This is a genomic window from Streptomyces sp. NBC_01003 (genome assembly GCF_045162695.1).
Lineage (GTDB): Bacteria > Actinomycetota > Actinomycetes > Streptomycetales > Streptomycetaceae > Streptomyces.
On record NZ_CP108707.1, the window covers coordinates 6,445,271 to 6,464,272 of the forward strand.

At 71.1% G+C, this 19,002-nt stretch carries 15 protein-coding genes; 9 read left to right on the forward strand and 6 right to left on the reverse strand.

Going from position 1 to position 19,002, the window contains the following annotated elements:
• The first annotated feature begins 107 nt into the window (after positions 1 to 107).
• The 3 genes from OG698_RS29450 (at position 108) to OG698_RS29460 (ending at position 4,474) form a co-directional block, all read left to right on the forward strand.
• A complete protein-coding gene (locus tag OG698_RS29450; RefSeq protein WP_406106576.1) occupies positions 108 to 692 on the forward strand; it encodes a hypothetical protein in 585 nt (194 codons plus the stop codon).
• 55 nt (positions 693 to 747) lie between these two features.
• Positions 748 to 3,051, forward strand: a complete 2,304-nt coding sequence (locus OG698_RS29455) for an ATP-dependent RecD-like DNA helicase (protein WP_406106578.1) — start codon at positions 748 to 750, stop codon at positions 3,049 to 3,051.
• A gap of 133 nt (positions 3,052 to 3,184) precedes the next feature.
• Positions 3,185 to 4,474, forward strand: coding sequence for a citrate synthase (locus OG698_RS29460; protein WP_326712911.1), 1,290 nt, complete (start codon positions 3,185 to 3,187; stop codon positions 4,472 to 4,474).
• 656 nt (positions 4,475 to 5,130) lie between these two features.
• Here the strand turns inward: OG698_RS29460 and OG698_RS29465 are convergent.
• The 3 genes from OG698_RS29465 to OG698_RS29475 all read right to left on the reverse strand — a co-directional run bounded on the left by OG698_RS29465 (position 5,131) and on the right by OG698_RS29475 (position 8,967).
• Positions 5,131 to 7,491 carry a heavy metal translocating P-type ATPase gene (locus OG698_RS29465; protein ID WP_406106580.1) on the reverse strand — a complete coding sequence of 787 codons (2,361 nt, stop codon included), beginning with the start codon at positions 7,489 to 7,491 and terminating at the stop codon, positions 5,131 to 5,133.
• A gap of 91 nt (positions 7,492 to 7,582) precedes the next feature.
• Complete coding sequence (locus OG698_RS29470; protein WP_399973821.1) at positions 7,583 to 7,900, reverse strand: heavy-metal-associated domain-containing protein; 318 nt, start codon at positions 7,898 to 7,900, stop codon at positions 7,583 to 7,585.
• A 116-nt stretch (positions 7,901 to 8,016) separates the two neighbouring features.
• Entirely contained in the window at positions 8,017 to 8,967 is a 951-nt protein-coding gene (locus OG698_RS29475) for a PrsW family intramembrane metalloprotease (RefSeq protein ID WP_406106582.1), read from the reverse strand.
• Between the two features lie 159 nt (positions 8,968 to 9,126).
• Between OG698_RS29475 and OG698_RS29480 the strand changes: the two genes are divergently transcribed.
• The gene (locus OG698_RS29480; protein ID WP_406106584.1) at positions 9,127 to 10,161 is read left to right on the forward strand and encodes a zinc-dependent alcohol dehydrogenase family protein; all 1,035 of its coding nucleotides are present in this window, start codon (positions 9,127 to 9,129) and stop codon (positions 10,159 to 10,161) included.
• Between the two features lie 16 nt (positions 10,162 to 10,177).
• On the opposite strand, the gene OG698_RS29485 is transcribed toward OG698_RS29480, so the two are convergent.
• The 3 genes from OG698_RS29485 to OG698_RS29495 form a co-directional block, all read right to left on the reverse strand.
• Complete coding sequence (locus OG698_RS29485; protein WP_406106586.1) at positions 10,178 to 10,759, reverse strand: GNAT family N-acetyltransferase; 582 nt, start codon at positions 10,757 to 10,759, stop codon at positions 10,178 to 10,180.
• A 98-nt stretch (positions 10,760 to 10,857) separates the two neighbouring features.
• On the reverse strand, positions 10,858 to 11,055 hold the full coding sequence (locus tag OG698_RS29490) for an AlpA family transcriptional regulator (RefSeq protein ID WP_100594124.1): 198 nt from the start codon (positions 11,053 to 11,055) through the stop codon (positions 10,858 to 10,860).
• A gap of 262 nt (positions 11,056 to 11,317) precedes the next feature.
• Positions 11,318 to 12,220 (reverse strand): sugar phosphate isomerase/epimerase family protein, encoded by a 903-nt coding sequence (locus OG698_RS29495; RefSeq protein WP_406106588.1) that lies wholly within the window; start codon positions 12,218 to 12,220, stop codon positions 11,318 to 11,320.
• A gap of 142 nt (positions 12,221 to 12,362) precedes the next feature.
• On the opposite strand from OG698_RS29495, the gene iolC reads away from it, so the two are divergent.
• The 5 genes from iolC to mmsA are packed head-to-tail and all read left to right on the forward strand — an operon-like array spanning position 12,363 to position 18,552.
• Positions 12,363 to 13,346, forward strand: coding sequence for a 5-dehydro-2-deoxygluconokinase (gene iolC / locus OG698_RS29500; RefSeq protein WP_406106590.1), 984 nt, complete (start codon positions 12,363 to 12,365; stop codon positions 13,344 to 13,346).
• On the forward strand, positions 13,343 to 14,296 hold the full coding sequence (locus OG698_RS29505) for a deoxyribose-phosphate aldolase (protein ID WP_406106591.1): 954 nt from the start codon (positions 13,343 to 13,345) through the stop codon (positions 14,294 to 14,296). Before iolC ends, OG698_RS29505 begins: the two co-directional genes overlap by 4 nt.
• Before the next feature lie 30 nt (positions 14,297 to 14,326).
• On the forward strand, positions 14,327 to 15,136 hold the full coding sequence (gene iolB, locus OG698_RS29510; protein ID WP_383084975.1) for a 5-deoxy-glucuronate isomerase: 810 nt from the start codon (positions 14,327 to 14,329) through the stop codon (positions 15,134 to 15,136).
• Positions 15,133 to 16,998, forward strand: a complete 1,866-nt coding sequence (gene iolD, locus OG698_RS29515) for a 3D-(3,5/4)-trihydroxycyclohexane-1,2-dione acylhydrolase (decyclizing) (protein WP_406106593.1) — start codon at positions 15,133 to 15,135, stop codon at positions 16,996 to 16,998. The genes iolB and iolD overlap by 4 nt, the downstream gene beginning before the upstream one ends.
• Before the next feature lie 42 nt (positions 16,999 to 17,040).
• Positions 17,041 to 18,552: a CoA-acylating methylmalonate-semialdehyde dehydrogenase gene (gene mmsA, locus OG698_RS29520; RefSeq protein ID WP_406106595.1), complete on the forward strand. Its 1,512-nt coding sequence runs from the start codon at positions 17,041 to 17,043 to the stop codon at positions 18,550 to 18,552.
• The last annotated feature ends 450 nt before the right edge of the window (positions 18,553 to 19,002 follow it).

Genomic DNA, 19,002 nt, shown 5'->3' on the forward strand with positions numbered 1-19,002 from the left:
TCGTGATGTGCGCCGCCGTCGCGGCCGCTGCCGGACGGGCGTGTCAGTGGCGCGTGAGACGCTGGCGGAAGCCGGTCACGCAACCCGCACGGAAGGGGCACACGCCCGTGAACCACGCACAGCTCACCGCGCTCGGCCGGGCCCTGCGCCTCCTCGGCGAGCACGGCGAGGGCCTCAGCACCGACACGCCCGACAGCAAGCTGCACGAGATGCGCGCGGACGTGAAGCGCGCGCTGGACCTCGTCGAGGACTCCGTCACGGGCGACGCCCCCACCACCCGCTGCCCGGAGCACCCGACGGGCCCGGTCGACGAGAACGCGCAGGACCTGTGCCTCCTGTGCGAGACCCGCCGCCGCGTCGCCCGCCGCTCCGAGATCAACGGCGCGTACCCCGCCAGACCCCGGCAGGGCGAGGCCGCGGACGCCCCGTCGATGTCGCGGTACGGCATCCGGGAGGACCGCCCGCAGCCCCAGCAGCGCTGGCTCCCCGAGAAGTGGAACGGCCAGGTGTGGCAGCTGTGCGGCACCCCGCGGCACGACCGCAGGGAGGCCGAGCACTATCTCGCGGCCCAGCGCAGGGAGCCCCGCGCGGCCTCGGCGTACCGCCTGGTCCACGCCTTCACGGACTACGAGGTGGTGCGGGTCTGGGGCACGCCCGTCAAGGTGGACATCGAACCCATGGGCGGCCTGTAGTCCGTAATCGGGGCACCGCTCCCCGGGTGTCCGACCCCACCGGTACGGTCGCCTCATGCCGAACGCGGGGATGGCGGTGCTCGAGGGAGTCCTCGAGCGGATCACATACGCCAACGAGGAGAGCGGGTACACGGTCGCCCGCGTGGACACCGGCCGCGGTGGCGGCGATCTGCTCACCGTCGTCGGCGCGCTGCTCGGCGCGCAGGCCGGCGAGTCGCTGCGCATGGAGGGCCGCTGGGGCTCCCACCCGCAGTACGGCAAGCAGTTCACCGTGGAGAACTACACGACGGTCCTGCCCGCCACCATCCAGGGCATCCGCCGTTACCTCGGCTCCGGCCTGGTCAAGGGCATCGGCCCGGTCTTCGCAGACCGGATCACCCGTCACTTCGGCCTGGACACCCTCGACATCATCGAGCAGGCGCCGGCGCGCCTGATCGAGGTGCCGGGCCTCGGCCCCAAGCGCACGAAGAAGATCGCCGACGCCTGGGAGGAGCAGAAGGCCATCAAGGAAGTGATGGTCTTCCTCCAGAGCGTGGAGGTGTCCACGTCGATCGCGGTGCGCATCTACAAGAAGTACGGCGACGCGTCGATCTCCGTCGTCAAGAACCAGCCCTACCGGCTCGCCTCCGACGTCTGGGGCATCGGCTTCCTCACCGCCGACCGCATCGCGCAGTCCGTCGGCATCCCGCACGACAGCCCGGAACGCGTCAAGGCGGGCCTGCAGTACGCCCTTTCGCAGTCCACCGACCAGGGCCACTGCTTCCTGCCGGAGGAGCAGCTGATCTCCGACGCGGTCAAGCTCCTCCAGGTCGACACGGGCCTGGTCATCGACTGCCTGGGCGAGCTGGCGGGCGAGGAGGAGGGCGTCGTGCGGGAGCGGGTGCCGGGCCCGGAAGGCGGGGAGGAGCTGGTGACCGCGGTCTATCTCGTCCCCTTCCACCGCGCCGAACTCTCCCTGTCCGCCCAGTTGTTGCGCCTCCTGCGCACCGACGAGGACCGGATGCCGGCGTTCCGGGACGTCGCGTGGGACAAGGCCCTGACCTGGCTCGCGGGGCGTACGGGGGCCGAGCTCGCGCCCGAGCAGGAGGAGGCGGTGAAGCTCGCCCTGACGCAGAAGGTCGCCGTCCTCACCGGAGGGCCCGGCTGCGGCAAGTCGTTCACGGTCCGCTCGATCGTCGAACTGGCCCGCGCCAAGCGGGCGAAGGTCGTCCTCGCCGCCCCCACGGGCCGCGCCGCCAAGCGCCTGGCCGAGCTGACCGGCGCGGAGGCGTCCACGGTCCACCGCTTGCTCGAACTCAAGCCCGGCGGTGACGCGGCCTACGACAGGGACCGGCCGCTCGACGCCGACCTCGTCGTGGTCGACGAGGCGTCGATGCTGGACCTCCTGCTGGCCAACAAGCTGGTCAAGGCCGTGCCGCCGGGCGCCCATCTGCTCTTCGTGGGCGACGTCGACCAGCTGCCGAGCGTCGGCGCGGGCGAAGTGCTGCGCGACCTGCTCGGTGACGGCAGCCCGGTCCCCGCGGTCCGCCTCACCCGCATCTTCCGCCAGGCCCAGGAGTCCGGCGTCGTCACGAACGCGCACCGCATCAACGCGGGTCAGCACCCGCTCACCCAGGGCCTCAAGGACTTCTTCCTGTTCGCGGAGGAGGACACGGAGGAGGCGGGCCGGCTCACCGTCGATGTCGCCGCCCGCCGCATCCCCGCCAAGTTCGGCCTCGACCCGCGGCGCGACGTCCAGGTCCTCGCCCCGATGCACCGCGGGCCGGCCGGTGCCGGCACCCTCAACGGCCTGCTCCAGCAAGCCGTCACGCCCGCCCGCCCCGACCTCCCCGAGAAGCGCTTCGGCGGCCGGGTCTTCCGCGTGGGCGACAAAGTCACCCAGATCAGAAACAACTACGAGAAGGGGGCGAACGGCGTCTTCAACGGCACCGTCGGCGTCGTCACCTCCCTCGACGCGGACGAGCAGCGGCTGACCGTACTCACCGACGAGGACGAGGAAGTCGTATACGAATTCGATGAGCTGGACGAGCTGGCTCACGCGTATGCGGTGACGATCCACCGCTCCCAGGGAAGTGAGTACCCGTGCGTCGTGATCCCCGTCACGACCGGCGCCTGGATGATGCTGCAGAGGAATCTCCTCTATACGGCGGTCACTCGGGCCAAGAAGCTGGTGGTGCTCGTCGGTTCACGCAAAGCGCTCGGCCAGGCGGTGCGCACGGTCTCCGCGGGACGGCGTTGCACAGCGCTCCGTTTCCGGCTCTCCGGGGGCACATCCTTCGGTTTGGTAACTTTCGATCGATCAAATAAGTCGGAAACGTCACACGGGCTTTCCGGAAGCGGGGCGAAGGGGGCAGGATGAGCAGGTTCGCGGCACTCAGTGCCGCGAATAGGCCCAATGGTCGACCCCGAGTGCACTCTGCTGGGCCAAGTGGGGGATGGTAGAGACAGTCAGGGCACCTCGAAGAAGAGGCACTACGTCGGTGAGGGATGACGTGAGCGACAACTCTGTAGTACTGCGGTACGGCGATGGCGAGTACACCTACCCGGTGATCGACAGCACCGTCGGTGACAAGGGCTTCGACATCGGGAAGCTCCGGGCTCAGACCGGTCTGGTGACCCTCGACAGCGGATACGGCAACACCGCCGCCTATAAATCCGCGATCACCTATCTCGACGGTGAGCAGGGCATCCTCCGGTACCGCGGCTACCCGATCGAGCAGCTGGCGGAGCGTTCCACCTTCACCGAGGTGGCCTACCTGCTGATCAACGGCGAGCTTCCGACCGTCGACGAGCTCTCCACTTTCAAGAACGAGATCACCGGGCACACGCTGCTCCACGAGGACGTCAAGCGCTTCTTCGACGGCTTCCCGCGTGACGCCCACCCGATGGCGATGCTGTCCTCCGTGGTCAGTGCGCTGTCGACGTTCTACCAGGACAGCCACAACCCGTTCGACGAGCAGCAGCGCCACCTGTCGACGATCCGGCTGCTCGCCAAACTGCCGACGATCGCGGCGTACGCGTACAAGAAGTCGATCGGCCACCCGTTCGTCTACCCGCGCAACGACCTCGGCTACGTCGAGAACTTCCTGCGCATGACGTTCTCGGTGCCGGCGCAGGAGTACGACCTCGACCCGGTCGTCGTCGCCGCGCTCGAGAAGCTGCTCATCCTGCACGCGGACCACGAGCAGAACTGTTCGACGTCCACCGTGCGTCTGGTCGGCTCCTCGCAGGCGAACATGTTCGCCTCGATCTCCGCCGGTATCTCCGCGCTGTGGGGCCCGCTGCACGGCGGCGCCAACCAGTCGGTCCTGGAGATGCTCGAGGGCATCCAGGCCAACGGCGGCGATGTCGACTCCTTCATCCGCAAGGTGAAGAACAAGGAGGACGGCGTCCGCCTGATGGGCTTCGGCCACCGGGTGTACAAGTCCTTCGACCCGCGCGCCAAGATCATCAAGGCCGCGGCGCACGATGTCCTCTCGGCCCTCGGCAAGGACGACGCGCTCCTGGACATCGCGCTCAAGCTGGAGGAGCACGCGCTCTCCGACGAGTACTTCGTCTCGCGCAACCTCTACCCGAACGTCGACTTCTACACGGGCCTCATCTACCGGGCCATGGGCTTCCCGACCGAGATGTTCACGGTCCTGTTCGCCCTCGGCCGGCTGCCGGGCTGGATCGCCCAGTGGCACGAGATGATCAAGGAGCCGGGGTCGCGCATCGGCCGCCCGCGCCAGATCTACACCGGCGAGGTCCTGCGCGACTTCGTCCCCGTCGAGGCCCGCTGATCCTCGGCCGGGGGTCCGGGGGTTGCTCCCCGGGTCGGCACAGCACCGGCGAGGTCCTGCGCGACTTCGTCCCCGTCGAGGCTCGCTGATCCTCGGCCGGGGGTCCGGGGGTCGCCCCCGGGTGTGCACAGCCCGCGCTGCGTGACCGCACACCACGCAGCGCACCCCGCGTAGAGCGGGAGCGGAAGTGAAGAGAAAGCGGAAAGCGCCCCGCTGCCAGTCCCCCCACGGGCCGGCAGTCGGGGCGCTTTCCTTTGTCCCGGTGCGGATTCCCCCCACGGGATCCGTCCGGGCGTCTATGGCGCGGTCTGCCGGGACGCGTACACGGGAGGGCCGCTCAAGCTCTCCGTGGCACGTGTCCCGGCCAACGCAGTCGAGTCCGTCCCCCAAGACGGCCCCGGTCAACACAGAAACGCCCCCCAAGACGTTCCTGCATCGCCTCCTTAGACTCACGAGAACCTCAAATGGTTACGTTCAGATCACTGTGATCTGCGTCTCTCGCATATGTCCTGATCATGCGCAAGAGACCCCATATGTAGATCGAGGTTCGGACGTGAGAATGCTGCGGTTGTGATGTGAGGCGAATGTGAAGACCCCTTGATGATGGGCCAGAGCAGGGGCGATGTGAAGTCCTTCCAGAAAATGGGCCCTCACCTTCAGGAAAACGTCCGCAGCCGGAGGCTGTTCGTCACCACGAAGACCGACGAGAACGCCATCGCGGCGCCCGCGATCATCGGGTTCAGGAACCCCGCGGCGGCCAGCGGCAGCGCGGCCACGTTGTAGCCGAACGCCCAGAAGAGGTTGCCCTTGATCGTCGCGAGGGTGCGGCGGGAGAGCCGGATCGCGTCGGCGGCCACGCGCAGGTCCGCGCGCACCAGCGTCAGGTCGCTCGCCTCGATCGCGGCGTCCGTGCCGGTGCCCATCGCGAGCCCCAGGTCGGCGGTGGCGAGCGCCGCCGCGTCGTTGACGCCGTCACCGACCATGGCGACGGTGCGCCCCTCGGCCTTCAGACGCCGGACCACGTCGACCTTCTCCTGAGGCAGGACCTCCGCGTACACGGCGTCCTCGGCGATCCCGACGGCCCGCGCCACGGACTCGGCGACGATCCGGTTGTCGCCGGTCAGGAGCACCGGCGTGAGGCCCAGCGCGCGCAGCTCCGCGACGGCCTGGGCGCTCGTCGGGCGGACCGCGTCGGCGACCGTGATGACACCCCGTGCCACCCCGTCCCACCCGACGGCGACGGCGGTACGGCCCGCGGCCTCGGCAGCGGTCTTGGCGGCGGCGAGCGCGGGCGGCAGGGTGATCCCGTGCTCGGCGAGGAGCCGCTCCCGGCCGACGAGCACGTTGTGCCGGTCCACCACGCCGCGGACGCCGAGCCCGGCGAGCGCGGTGAAGCGGCTGACGGCGGGCAGCGTTCCGGCCCGGTCGGCGGCGCCTTCCGCGACGGCACGGGCGACGGGGTGCTCGGAGGCGTGCTCCACGGCCCCGGCCAGTCGCAGCAGCGTTTTCTCCTCGACGCCCTCGGCGGCGTACGCGTCCTGGAGCGTCATCCGGCCGGTCGTCACCGTGCCGGTCTTGTCGAGTACGACGGTGTCGACGCGGCGCGTGTTCTCCAGGACCTCGGGCCCCTTGATGAGGATGCCGAGCTGGGCGCCGCGGCCGGTGCCGACCATGAGCGCGGTCGGGGTCGCGAGGCCGAGCGAGCAGGGGCAGGCGATGATCAGGACGGCGACGGCCGAGGTGAACGCGGCGGTCACCTCACCGGTGGCGAGCAGCCACCCGGCGAACGTGCCGAGCGCGATGACGAACACCACCGGCACGAACACGCCGGCGATCCGGTCGGCGAGGCGCTGCACCTCGGCCTTGCCGGTCTGCGCGTCCTCGACGAGGCGCGCCATGCGGGCGAGCTGGGTGTCGGCGCCGACGCGGGTCGCCTCGACGACGAGCCGCCCGCCCGCGTTCACTGTCGCGCCGGTCACGGCGTCGCCGACGGTCACGTCCATGGGCACGGACTCGCCGGTGAGCAGAGCGGCGTCGACGGCTGAGGTGCCCTCGACGACCGTGCCGTCGGTCGCGATCTTCTCGCCGGGCCGCACGACGAACCGGTCGCCAGGCCCCAGCCGCCCGACCGGTACGCGCACTTCCGCGCCCGAGGCGTCCAGTACCGCGACGTCCTTGGCGCCGAGTTCGAGCAGGGCGCGCAGGGCGGTGCCGGCGCGGCGTTTGGAGCGGGCCTCCAGATAGCGGCCGAGCAGGATCAGGGTGACGACGCCCGCGGCGACTTCGAGGTAGATGGTGGAGGAGGTGTCGGTGCGGTCGACGGCGAACGTGAATCCGTGCCGCATCCCGCTCATCCCGGCGTCGCCGAGGAACAGGGCCCACAGCGACCAGCCGAACGCGGCGAGTGTCCCCACGGAGACGAGCGTGTCCATGGTGGCCGCGCCGTGCCGTGCGTTGGTCCAGGCGGCGTGGTGGAAGGGGAGCCCGCCCCAGACGGCGACCGGGGCCGAGAGGGTGAGGGAGAGCCACTGCCAGTTGTCGAACTGGAGGGCGGGCACCATCGCCAGCAGGACGACGGGCAGGGAGAGCAGCGCGCAGACGACGAGGCGCCGGCGCAGCGGGTCGGTGGGGTCGGGTTCGGCGCCCGTTCCGCTCCTGGTTTCCGTGCGGACCTCGACCGGGGTCACATCGCCGGCCCCGCCCGGATGACCGTCCGCAGTGGCTTCGACCGCCTCCTCACGGACGACCGCCTCCTCATGGACGACCGGCTCCTCCCGGACCACCGGCTCCGCCGTGTACCCGAGCTTCCGCACCGTCGCGACCAGGTCGGCGACCTCGACCCCGGGCGCGTACGCGACCCTCGCCTTCTCGGTCGCGAGATTGACCGTCGCCGTCACGCCGTCGAGGCGGTTGAGCTTCTTCTCGATACGGGCCGAGCAGGAGGCGCAGGTCATCCCGCCGACGGCGAGCTCCACCTCGGAGAGCGGCCCGGCCGTGGCGTCCGTGAGCGTGGTCATCGTGGTTCTTTCCAGGGGCGTACGGGACTACCGCCGAGCGTACGACCACGGGCGCCGGGCCGTGGTGGGCGGCCCGGCGCTCCCTGAAGTCTCAGGCCCTGCCGGCCAGCTCGTAGCCCGCCTCGTCGACGGCGGCCCGGACTTCCTCCTCGTCGAGGGGCGCCGCGGAGACTACGGTCACCTGTCCCGTGGAGGCCACGGCCTTCACCGACATGACGCCCGCCAGCCCCGAGACCTCGTCCGACACCGCGCCCTCGCAGTGGCCACAGGTCATGCCGGTCACCTGGTACACGGTGGTGACGGCTCCCTCGGCGCTCCCGGCGGCGTCCGAGTGGCACGAACCGCTGGGCGAGCAGCAGGAACCGGTCGACTCGGTGCCGATCTGGGGGAGCTCGGTCTGGGCGCTCATGTCGTTCTCCTTGTCGAAGGCCGCGTGCGTCCCGGTCTGCGCAGGCGTGCGGCGTACCGTGCGAGTGAGGCGCCGGGGCATCCCCGGGACCTCCTGACACTCACGACTGTATACCCCTAGGGGGTATTTCTCCAAGAGGGGCCGTGACGGGCGAGTGACCGTACCCAGGCGATCCCCGCGAGCGAGATGATCACGAGACCGCCCACCGAGAAGAGCGTGAACAGGTGCTTCTGGGTGCCGGTCGGCTGCGGGATGTAGCCCTCGGTGAAGAGCGTGAGGGGCAGGTCCGTGTCGGTGAGCCGGGCGACCGTCCAGATCGCGATGCCGTGCATGGAGTCCCACAGAGCGTGCAGCAAGGAGACGCCCAGATACGTGAGCACCACCGGCGCCGCGAAGCGACAGCGCCCGTTCGGCCTGCGGAAGGCCAGCAGGACGGCGCCGGAGATCGCCGTCCACAAGCCGTGCCCGAACGGTGCGAGCAGCCCGCGCAGCACCTCCGTCTCCAGGAGTGCACGCAGGTCGATGCCCTGCGTGCCGACAGCCGCGTCGAACGCGTGGCCCGCACTCTCGAAGGCCGCGAAGCCGAACCCGACGGACGCGCCGAGGACGAGCCCCGCCCGCAGCCCGCGCACCCGGGGCTGTGTGCGCAGCACGTACATCAGGGCGGCGAGCTTGACCGCCTCCTCGGTCAGGCCGACCCCGACGGACATCCATGGCGAGGGGTGCAGCAGGTAGTACTCCATGACCGAGGCGCCGAGCACCCCGAGGACGCCGCCGACGACGAAGCAGCCGAGCACCAGGCTCACGCCCAGGTCGCGCGCGTGGCGCTCGTACGCCCACAGCACGAAGGTGCCCGGGGCGAGGAAGCTGCCGAGCAGGATCAGCGTCGGCAGCAGCGTCGTGTTCCTGGTCGCGAACGTGACGACGGCGGTCAGGGTCCACAGGGCGAGTCCGCCCCACAGCCAGTGCTTCCACAGTCCCGCCCGGATCTGCGGCACGGACGACGGGGGCCGCTTGGGGCCGGGGATGCGGGCTCGGGGCGCGCCGGGCGGCTGTGCTTGAGTCACGGCAATTCCCTCTGAGTGGGGAAGATTTGTGACGGAGTTTACGTAGATGTGGGTTTTGTCGCACCGTGAGTTGGTGCGGGGGCGCAGGCGTGATGACCGGGCCGGGGGCTACGTTCGTCCGGTCGGGTGACGGCTGGTCGGAAGTGAGGCACGAGGGCGATGCGGGCTGTGGTGTTCGAGAAGTTCGGGGAGCGAGCCGAGGTCCGGGAGGTGCCCGATCCGGTGCCCGCGCCGCACGGCGTCGTCGTACGGGTCGAGGCGACGGGCCTGTGCCGCAGCGACTGGCACGGCTGGATGGGCCACGACCCCGACATCCGGCTGCCGCACGTCCCCGGGCACGAACTCGCCGGAGTGGTCGAGGCGGTGGGCGCCGACGTGCCGGACCGGCGGCCGGGCGACCGGGTCACCGTCCCGTTCGTGTGCGCCTGCGGCACCTGCGCGTCCTGCGCGGCCGGCGACCACCAGGTGTGCGAGCGCCAGACCCAGCCCGGCTTCACGCACTGGGGCTCCTTCGCCGAGTACGTCGCCCTGGACCACGCCGCCGTGAACCTGGTGGACGTACCGGACGAGCTGTCGTTCGCGACGGCGGCGGGGCTCGGCTGCCGCTTCGCGACCGCGTTCCGCGCCGTCGTCGCGCAGGGCCGGGTGGCCGCCGGTGAGTGGGTCGCCGTGCACGGGTGCGGAGGCGTCGGCCTGTCCGCCGTGATGATCGCGGCGGCGAGCGGGGCGCGGGTCGTCGCGGTCGACGTCTCGCCCGCCGCACTGGACCTCGCCCGCACCTTCGGCGCCGCCCACTGCCTGAACGCCTCCGAGGTGCCCGATGTGGCCGCGGCCGTAAGGGAGTTGACCGGCGGCGGCGCGCACCTGTCGCTCGACGCGCTCGGCTCACCCGTCACGTGCGCCGCCTCGGTGGGCAGCCTGCGGCGCCGGGGCCGCCATGTGCAGGTCGGCCTGCTGCCGCAGGACCCGGCCGTCCCCATGAGCCGGGTGATCGGCCTCGAACTCGAACTCCTCGGCAGCCACGGAATGGCCGCGCACGCCTATCCCCAGATGCTGGAGATGGTCCGCGCCGGGGTACTGCGCCCGGACCTCCTGGTCACCTCCACGATCACCCTGGACGCGGCACCCGCAGCGCTCGAAGCGATGGGCACGACGCCCGGCGCGGGCGTGACGATCATCGAGCCGTGGGCCTGAGCCCTCTGACTCCTGGTCAGGGCCGCCCGCCGTGCTCCGCCCACTCCGGGGCCAGTACCGACATCAGTGTCGAGTCGTACCACTGGCCGTCGCGCAGTACCGACTGCCGGGCCACGCCTTCCTCGACGAAGCCCGCCTTCTCGTAGACATGGCGGGCCCGTTGGTTGTGGCTGAAGAGGTCCAGGGCGATGCGGTGCAGGCCCAGACGCTCGAAGCCGTGGCCCACGATGAGGCGGACCGCCTCGGTGCCGAGGCCCCGGCCGCGTCCCGCGGGGCCGACGAGCGTGCGGAACGTGCAGCTGCGGTGGTCCGGGTCCCAGTCGTACAGGACGACCTCACCGACGAGTCGGCCCGTGGCGCGGTCGGTCACCGCGAGGTCGAGGCGGTCGGGCTGCGCGGAGCGTGAGCCGTACCAGGTGCGCAGGAAGTCCAGGGTGAGCTCGTTGGACGGGTCCCCGGTGAAGTGGCGTACCTCCGGGTCGTCGATGATCTCGGCCATCGTGTCCGCGTCCGCGGCGGTGAACGGCCGCAGGACGGTTTTCTCGCCGGTCAGCACCGGCTTGACGGAGAAGCCGGCGGCCAGGGGTTCTTGGGTCATGCGGGGATTGTCCGGAGCGCCGGCCGCGCGCGGCAATCGAATAACGCGGGCGCCGCCCCGCACGGTGGCATGCGTGTGGGGCGGCGCCGGTGCGGTGGTCACTGATTGAGGCCGCGGTTGCGGGGGCGGGAGGCAACCCAGGCGCGGACGGTGTCCACGTACCAGTACGGCTTTCCCGCCTCCACGTGGTCCGGCGGGGGCAGCAGACCGTGCTTGCGGTACGAGCGCACGGTGTCCGGCTGGACCCGGATGTGCGCGGCGATGTCCTTGTACGACCAGAGCCTTCGGTCGGTCATCTGTGGCTCCTTGCTGCGGGTGCCGCAGCGGCGGCTCGGGGTGGCCGTCGAGGGAGCTGCGGCGCGAACGCTGGCGATCAGTCAGCCTGTGCCCGGACAACGACCCGCCCCGAGCGGAGGCGAGGGGCTGTCGACGGGGTGTGACGCAAGACCCGCGTATACGAGACATGTGTGACAGGAAGCGGGTGTTTGTGACGCGAGTGACGCATTCGCGGCGCACGGAAGGTGCGCGCGCCCGGGTGATCGGCCCCCTGAGGAATCCCTACACCCCGCACGACCTCAGATATCCCCTGGTGCGGCGCGCGATGGGCAGCGGGCGGTCCGGCTCGCACGGGTACATGTCCTGCTCGACGATCGCGAAGAGATCGACGTCCAGACGCTGGGCCGCCGAGATGACGGGCTCCAACGCGGGCTCCCCGGCCGGGGGTTCGCACATCACGCCGCGCGCCACGGCGGGCCCGAACGGGATCCCGCCCGCGCGGACCTCGGCGAGCACGGCCGGGTCGACCTGCTTGAGGTGGAGGTAGCCGATGCGTTCGCCGTACGTCTCGATGAGCTTGACGCTGTCGCCCCCGCAGTACGCGTAGTGGCCCGTGTCGAGGCAGAGCGAGACGAGGTCCTGGTCCGTGGAGTCGAGGAAGCGGGCGACGTTCTCCTCGGAGTCGATGTGCGTGTCGGCGTGCGGGTGGACGACGGTCCGCAGGCCGTACCGCTCGCGGACCTCGTGGGCGAGCCGCTCGGTCTGCGTGGTCAGGTCGCGCCACTGCGCCGCGGTGAGCGAGGAGTCCTCGATGACCTCGCCCGTCTTGTCGTCGCGCCAGAACGCGGGGATGACGACGAGGTGCCCGGCGCCGGTCGCGCGCGTGAGGTCGGCGATGGCCGAGACGTGCTCCCATGTCGCGTCCCAGACGCCGGGGCCGCGGTGCAGGCCCGTGAAGACGGTGCCCGCCGAGACCTTCAGGCCGCGCCGTCCCGTCTCCTCGGCGAGCACGGCCGGGTCCGTGGGCAGATAGCCGTACGGGCCGAGCTCGATCCACTCGTAGCCCGCTTCGGCCACCTCGTCGAGAAAGCGCCGCCAGGGGACTTGGCGGGGGTCGTCGGGGAACCACACGCCCCAGGAGTCGGGTGCCGAGCCGATGCGGATACGGGGTGACATCGTCGTCATGGAGCCAGCCTTCAGGGCGCCGCGGACGAGTGTCAAGACGTGGTCCGAATGTCCGGACAAAATGTTGACAGGGTCTTGTGGCAGGGCTAGACCTGAGCCTGAGACCGCCGAAGGGGCGCGCGCCCCGCCGAAGGGAATCCGTATGCAGCCCAGTCCCGGCGAGCCGTACGACCTCATCACGATGGGCCGGATCGGCGTGGACCTCTATCCGTTGCGGACGGGCGTGCCGCTGGCGGAGGTGGACACGTTCGGCAAGTTCCTGGGCGGCTCCTCGTCGAACGTCGCGGTGGCGGCGGCCCGGCTCGGGCGCCGCACGGCGACGGTCACCCGCACCGGGGCGGACCCCTTCGGGGAGTATCTGCACCGCCGGCTGCGGGAGTTCGGCGTCGACGACCGCTGGGTCACGCCCGTGGCAGGCCTGCCGACGCCCGTCACCTTCTGCGAGGTCTTCCCGCCGGACGACTTCCCGCTCTACTTCTACCGCCTGCCGAAGGCGCCCGATCTGGAGATCCACACCGCCGAACTCGACCTGGACGCCCTCAGGGCGGCCCGGGTGTTCTGGATGACGGGGACCGGGCTGAGCGAGGAGCCGAGCCGCTCGGCGACGCTGGCCGCGCTGGCGCACCGGGCGAAGGCGGGCATCACCGTCTTCGACCTCGACTGGCGGCCGGCGCTCTGGGGAGATTCGGCCTGGGAGGACCCGGAACAGGCGAGGCCCCACTACGCCGAGGCCCTGCGCCACGCGACCGTCGCCGTGGGCAACGTCGACGAGGTCGAGATCGCCACCGGCGAGCGCGAACCGGCCGCTGCGGCCCGGGCGCTGCTCGACGCCGGGGTGCGCCTCGCCGTCGTCAAGCAAGGACCCAAGGGCGTACTCGCCATGAGTGAGGACGGCGCGTACGCGGAGGTGCCGCCGCTGCCCGTCGACGTCCTCAACGGGCTGGGCGCGGGCGACGCGTTCGGCGGCGCCCTGTGCCACGGACTGCTCGCCGGCTGGGAGTTGGAGAAGGTCATGCGGTACGCGAACGCGGCGGGCGCGATCGTCGCGTCCCGCCTCGAATGCTCGTCGGCGATGCCCACCCCCGAAGAGGTAGAGGCCGCACTCACGGCGGGAGAGGTCCGATGAGCCGGGCGGGCAAGGTCGGCGGAAGCAGCCCGGGACACGTTCCCGAGCGGAGCGGCCGGGGTGTGAGCGTCGATCCCCTGAAGCTGGTGCGGCTGCGGGCCCACCATCCCGAGGCCGTCGCCGAGGCGGCGGCGCGGCGGGCACGCAGGCCGCTGATCACGCACGACGCCGGGCGCCTCCTGATCGTCGCCGCCGACCACCCCGCGCGCGGCGCCCTCACCGTGGGGGAGCGGCCCTTCGCCATGGCCGACCGCGCCGACCTCCTCGGACGGCTCTGCCTCGCCCTGTCGCGGCCCCGCGTCGACGGGGTGCTCGCCACCGCCGACATCCTCGACGACCTGCTCCTGCTGGGCGCGCTCGACGGCAAGGTCGTCCTCGGCTCGATGAACCGCGGCGGGCTCGCCGGGGCCTCCTTCGAACTCGACGACCGGTTCACCGGACACCGGCCCGCGGACCTGCACCGGCTGCGGTTCGACGCCGGCAAGCTGCTCCTGCGTATCGACTACGACGACCCGGGCTCGCTGCGCACCATGGAGTCCGCGGCCCGCGCCGTCGACGAGATGGCGGAGCTTCGCCTGCCCGTGTTCGTCGAGCCGTTCCTGTGCCACCGCGACCCTGCGCGCGGGACCCTGCGCAGCGACCTGAGCGCGGAAGGCGTCACCACGTCCATCGCCATCGCCTCCGGCCTCGGCGGCAGCTCCGCGTACACCTGGCTCAAGGTGCCCGTCACCGACAACCCCGACGACATGGCGCGCGTCATGGAGACCTCGACGCTGCCCGCGGTGCTGCTCGGCGGCGATGTGGGGGACGACCAGGATGCGGCGTACGAGAAGTGGCGGCACGCGCTCCAACTGCCCACCGTGCAGGGCCTGGTGGTGGGGCGCTCGCTGCTCTACCCGGCCGACGGGGATGTGGCGGGCGCTGTCGACACCGCCGCGTCGCTGCTGTAGGAGGGGACGGTGACGAACGCGAAGGACCCCATGAACCCGTACCTGCCCCGGGGGAGCGCCGCCGACGGGCCCTACGCCCTGGCCGTCGGCCCCGAGCGGGCCGGCTGGTCCCGTGCGGGGCTGCGAGTGATCGAACTGGGACCCGGACAAACGCACGATCTGGACACCGGCGAGAGTGAATGGATCGTGCTGCCCCTGACAGGTGGTTGCACGGTGCGCACGGAAGGCCGGATCATCGAACTGCTGGGCCGGGAGAGCGTGTTCGGCGGGGTCAGCGACTTCGCGTACGTGCCCCGAGACGCCCATGCGCAGATCGCCTCCGGCGCGGGAGGCCGCTTCGCCCTGGCAGGAGCGAAGTGCGAGCGTCAGCTCCCCGCCCGCTACGGCCCCGCGCCGGAGGTTCCCGTCGAGCACCGAGGCTCCGGCACCAGCGCCCGCCAGGTGCGCAACTTCGCCTCCGCCGATGCCTTCGAGTGCGACCAGCTCATCGCCGTAGAGGTGATCACGCCCGGCGGCAACTGGTCCTCGTACCCGCCCCACAAGCACGACGAGCACCGGCCGGGCGTCGAGACCGAGCTGGAGGAGATCTACTACTTCGAGATCGAGGGGCCCGGCGGGTACGGGTACCAGCGCGTCTCGCCGTCCAGGCCCGGCGGCACCGACCTGCTCGCCGAGGTCCGTACGGGCGACGCGGTCCTCGTCCCCGACGGGTGGCACGGCCCGTCTATCGCGCAGCCGGGACACACGATGTACTACCTGAACGTGATGGCGGGACCGGGCGAGGAGCGGGAGTGGCGGATCTGCTTCCACCCCGATCACCTGACGGAGGGATACCGATGACGCGGCTCACCACAGCACAGGCGCTCGTACGGTTCCTGTCCCGGCAGTACACCGAGCGCGACGGCGAGCGGCGCCGCCTGATCGACGCGACCTGGGGCATCTTCGGACACGGGAACGTCGCCGGGATCGGCCAGGCCCTCCTGGAGTACGCCGACGACATGCCCTACCACCAGGGCCGCAACGAACAGGCCATGGTGCACGCGGCCGTCGGCTTCGCCCGGCAGAGCGGCCGGCTCTCGGCGCAGGCCGTGACCACGTCGATCGGGCCCGGCGCCACCAACCTCGTCACCGGCGCCGCGCTCGCCACGATCAACCACCTGCCCGTCCTGCTGCTGCCCGGCGACACCTTCGCGACCCGGCCCGCGGACCCCGTCCTCCAGCAGCTCGAAGTCCCTTACGCGGGCGACGTGTCCGTCAACGACTGCCTGCGCCCCGTCTCCCGCTACTTCGACCGGATCACCCGGCCCGAGGCACTGATCCCCGCGGCCCTCGCCGCGATGCGCGTCCTCGCCGACCCGGTCGACACGGGCGCGGTCACGCTCGCGCTGCCGCAGGACGTGCAGGCCGAGGCGTACGACTGGCCCGACGCGTTCTTCGACGAGCGGGTGTGGGGCGTGCGCAGGCCCGCGCCCGACCCGCGCGAGCTGGACGAGGCCGTCCGCGCGGTGCGCGGCGCGCGCAGGCCGCTGCTCGTCGCGGGCGGCGGCGTCCACCACAGCCGCGCCGAGGAGGCGCTGAAGGAGTTCGTCGGCGCGACCGGCATCCCCGTCGCGTCCACCCAGGCCGGCAAGGGCTCCCTGCGCTGGGACCACCCGTCGGACGTCGGCGGCATCGGCCACACCGGCACCGCGACCGCGAACGAACTCGCCCGCACCGCCGACCTCGTCATCGGCGTCGGCACCCGCTACACGGACTTCACGACCGCGTCCGGCACCCTCTTCGGCGGCCGCGTGCGCTTCCTCAACCTCAACATCGCGGCCTTCGACAGCCACAAGATGGCGGGCCTGCCCCTGGTCGCGGACGCCCGCACGGGCCTGGAGGAGCTCACGGCCGGGCTCCGCGGCCACCGCGCGGAGCCCTCCTACGTCATGGAGTACACCGACGACAAGGAGCGCTGGGAGTACCGCGTCGACGCCTGTTTCACGGTCGACGACGACCTGGTGCACCCGACCCAGCCGCAGGTGCTCGGCGCGCTCGACGAACTCGTCACCGAGGACGACATCCTGATCAACGCGGCCGGTTCGCTCCCCGGTGACCTGCACAAACTGTGGCGCGCCCGGTCCCGCGACCAGTACCACGTCGAGTACGGCTACTCCTGCATGGGCTACGAGATCCCGGCCGCGATCGGCGTGGCGCTCGCCGCGCCGGGCCGCCCGGTGTGGGCGCTCGTCGGCGACGGCACGTATCTGATGATGCCGACCGAGATCGTCACCGCCGTCCAGGAGGGCATTCCGGTCAAAGTGGTCCTCCTGCAGAACCACGGGTACGCGTCCATCGGCGGGCTCTCGGCCTCCGTGGGCGGCGAGGGGTTCGGTACGGGCTACCGCTTCCCGGCCGCCGACGGCACGTACACGGGCGCTCCGCTGCCCGTCGACCTCGCGGCCAACGCGGCCAGCCTCGGCATGACGGTGCTGCGCGCGAAAACCGTCCGTGATCTGCGGGAAGCCCTCGCGGCGGCGCGGGCGGCGGACGGTCCCACATGTGTCTACGTGGAGACCGAAACGGCAGACACAGTGTCGGGCGCGCCCCCCGCGCAGGCGTGGTGGGATGTGCCCGTGGCCGAGACAGCGACGCGACCGTCGGCGGTCAAGGCCCGCGAGGAGTACGACCGGCACGTCACCGCTCGGCGCCGCCGGCTGTGAAACACCCGAAACACCCGTAGGACCCCAAAGGAGCTTGCCCTCATGACGACCGACGTCAAGACCGTCAACCACTGGATCGGCGGGAAGACCGTCGAGGGTGTCTCGGGCAATTACGGCCCGGTCACCGACCCCGCGACCGGCGCTGTCACGACGCAGGTCGCCTTCGCCGGCGTCGACGACGTCGACGCCGCGGTCGCCTCGGCCAAGGCCGCGTACGCGACGTGGGGCACCTCGTCCCTCGCCAAGCGCACCGCGATCCTCTTCAAGTTCCGCGCGCTGCTCGACGCCAACCGCGACGCGATCGCCGAGCTGATCACCGCCGAGCACGGCAAGGTCCACTCGGACGCGCTCGGCGAGGTCGCCCGCGGCCTGGAGATCGTGGAGCTGGCCTGCGGCATCACCGTGCAGCTGAAGGGCGAGCTGTCCACCGAGGTCGCCTCGCGCGTCGACGTGTCGTCGATCCGTCAGCCGCTCGGCGTCGTCGCCGGCATCACGCCGTTCAACTTCCCGGCCATGGTGCCGATGTGGATGTTCCCGCTCGCCATCGCGTGCGGCAACACCTTCGTGCTGAAGCCGTCGGAGAAGGACCCGTCGGCGTCGATGAAGATCGCCGAGCTGCTCTCCGAGGCCGGTCTGCCCGACGGCGTCTTCAACGTCGTGCACGGTGACAAGGTCGCCGTGGACCGCCTCCTGGAGCACCCGGACGTCTCGGCCGTGTCCTTCGTGGGCTCGACCCCGATCGCCCGCCACATCCACACCACCGCCTCCGCCAACGGCAAGCGCGTGCAGGCGCTCGGCGGCGCCAAGAACCACATGCTGGTCCTGCCCGACGCCGACCTGGACGCCGCCGCCGACGCGGCGGTCTCCGCCGCGTACGGCTCCGCGGGTGAGCGCTGCATGGCCATCTCGGCCGTCGTGGCCGTGGGCTCCGTCGCCGACGAGCTCGTCGCGAAGATCAAGGACCGCGCCGAGAAGATCAAGATCGGCCCCGGCAACGACCCGACCTCGGAGATGGGCCCGCTCATCACCGCCGCGCACCGCGACAAGGTGGCGTCCTACGTCACCGGCGCCGCGGCCGATGGCTGCGAGGTCGTCCTCGACGGCACCGGCTTGCGCGTAGAGGGCCACGAGGACGGCCACTGGATCGGCCTCTCCCTGCTCGACCGCGTCCCCACGACCGCCAAGGCCTACCGGGACGAGATCTTCGGCCCGGTCCTGTGCGTGCTGCGCGTCGACACGTACGAGGAGGGCGTGGCGCTCATGAACGCCTCGCCGTTCGGCAACGGCACCGCGATCTTCACCCGGGACGGCGGCGCCGCCCGCCGCTTCCAGCTGGAGATCGAGGCGGGCATGGTCGGCGTGAACGTGCCGATCCCGGTGCCGGTGGGCTACCACTCCTTCGGTGGCTGGAAGGACTCGCTCTTCGGCGACCACCACATCTACGGCAACGACGGCACGCACTTCTACACCCGCGGCAAGGTCGTCACCACGCGCTGGCCCGACCCGTCCGACGCCCCCGCGGGCGTGGACCTGGGCTTCCCGCGCAACCACTGAGGTCCACCAGCACCAGGTGCCCCGGCCGCTGTGCAGCGCGGCCGGGGCACCTCTGTATGCGCCTCTGTATGTGCCCGGGGCGCCGGGAGAGTGTCCGGAGTGCGGACGGATTCGGACGGACTTCGGAGCGGGGGCTGCGGTTCCCGTACGTAGGGGATGTATCGGGTGTCCCAGTCGACACCATCCATTCACCTGGGAAAGCAAGGTCATTAATCCGGGCGACCTGATGGAATCCATCTGTTGCGTCGAACCGGCTTGGAAGTGGCCGTAGTTGGATCAAGAGCCCGGTGCGGAATCCGCAGCTAAACGGCCGTTGACGTTCCGGATTTCGCACGGTGCAATGACGCGCCGGGAGCGGATGAACAACCCCCCCCATCGCGACAGCCCTTCGGAGGCGATAGCGCTCCCGGCCCGAGTACCAGAAGCATCTGCACCACGAGTCGATCGGAA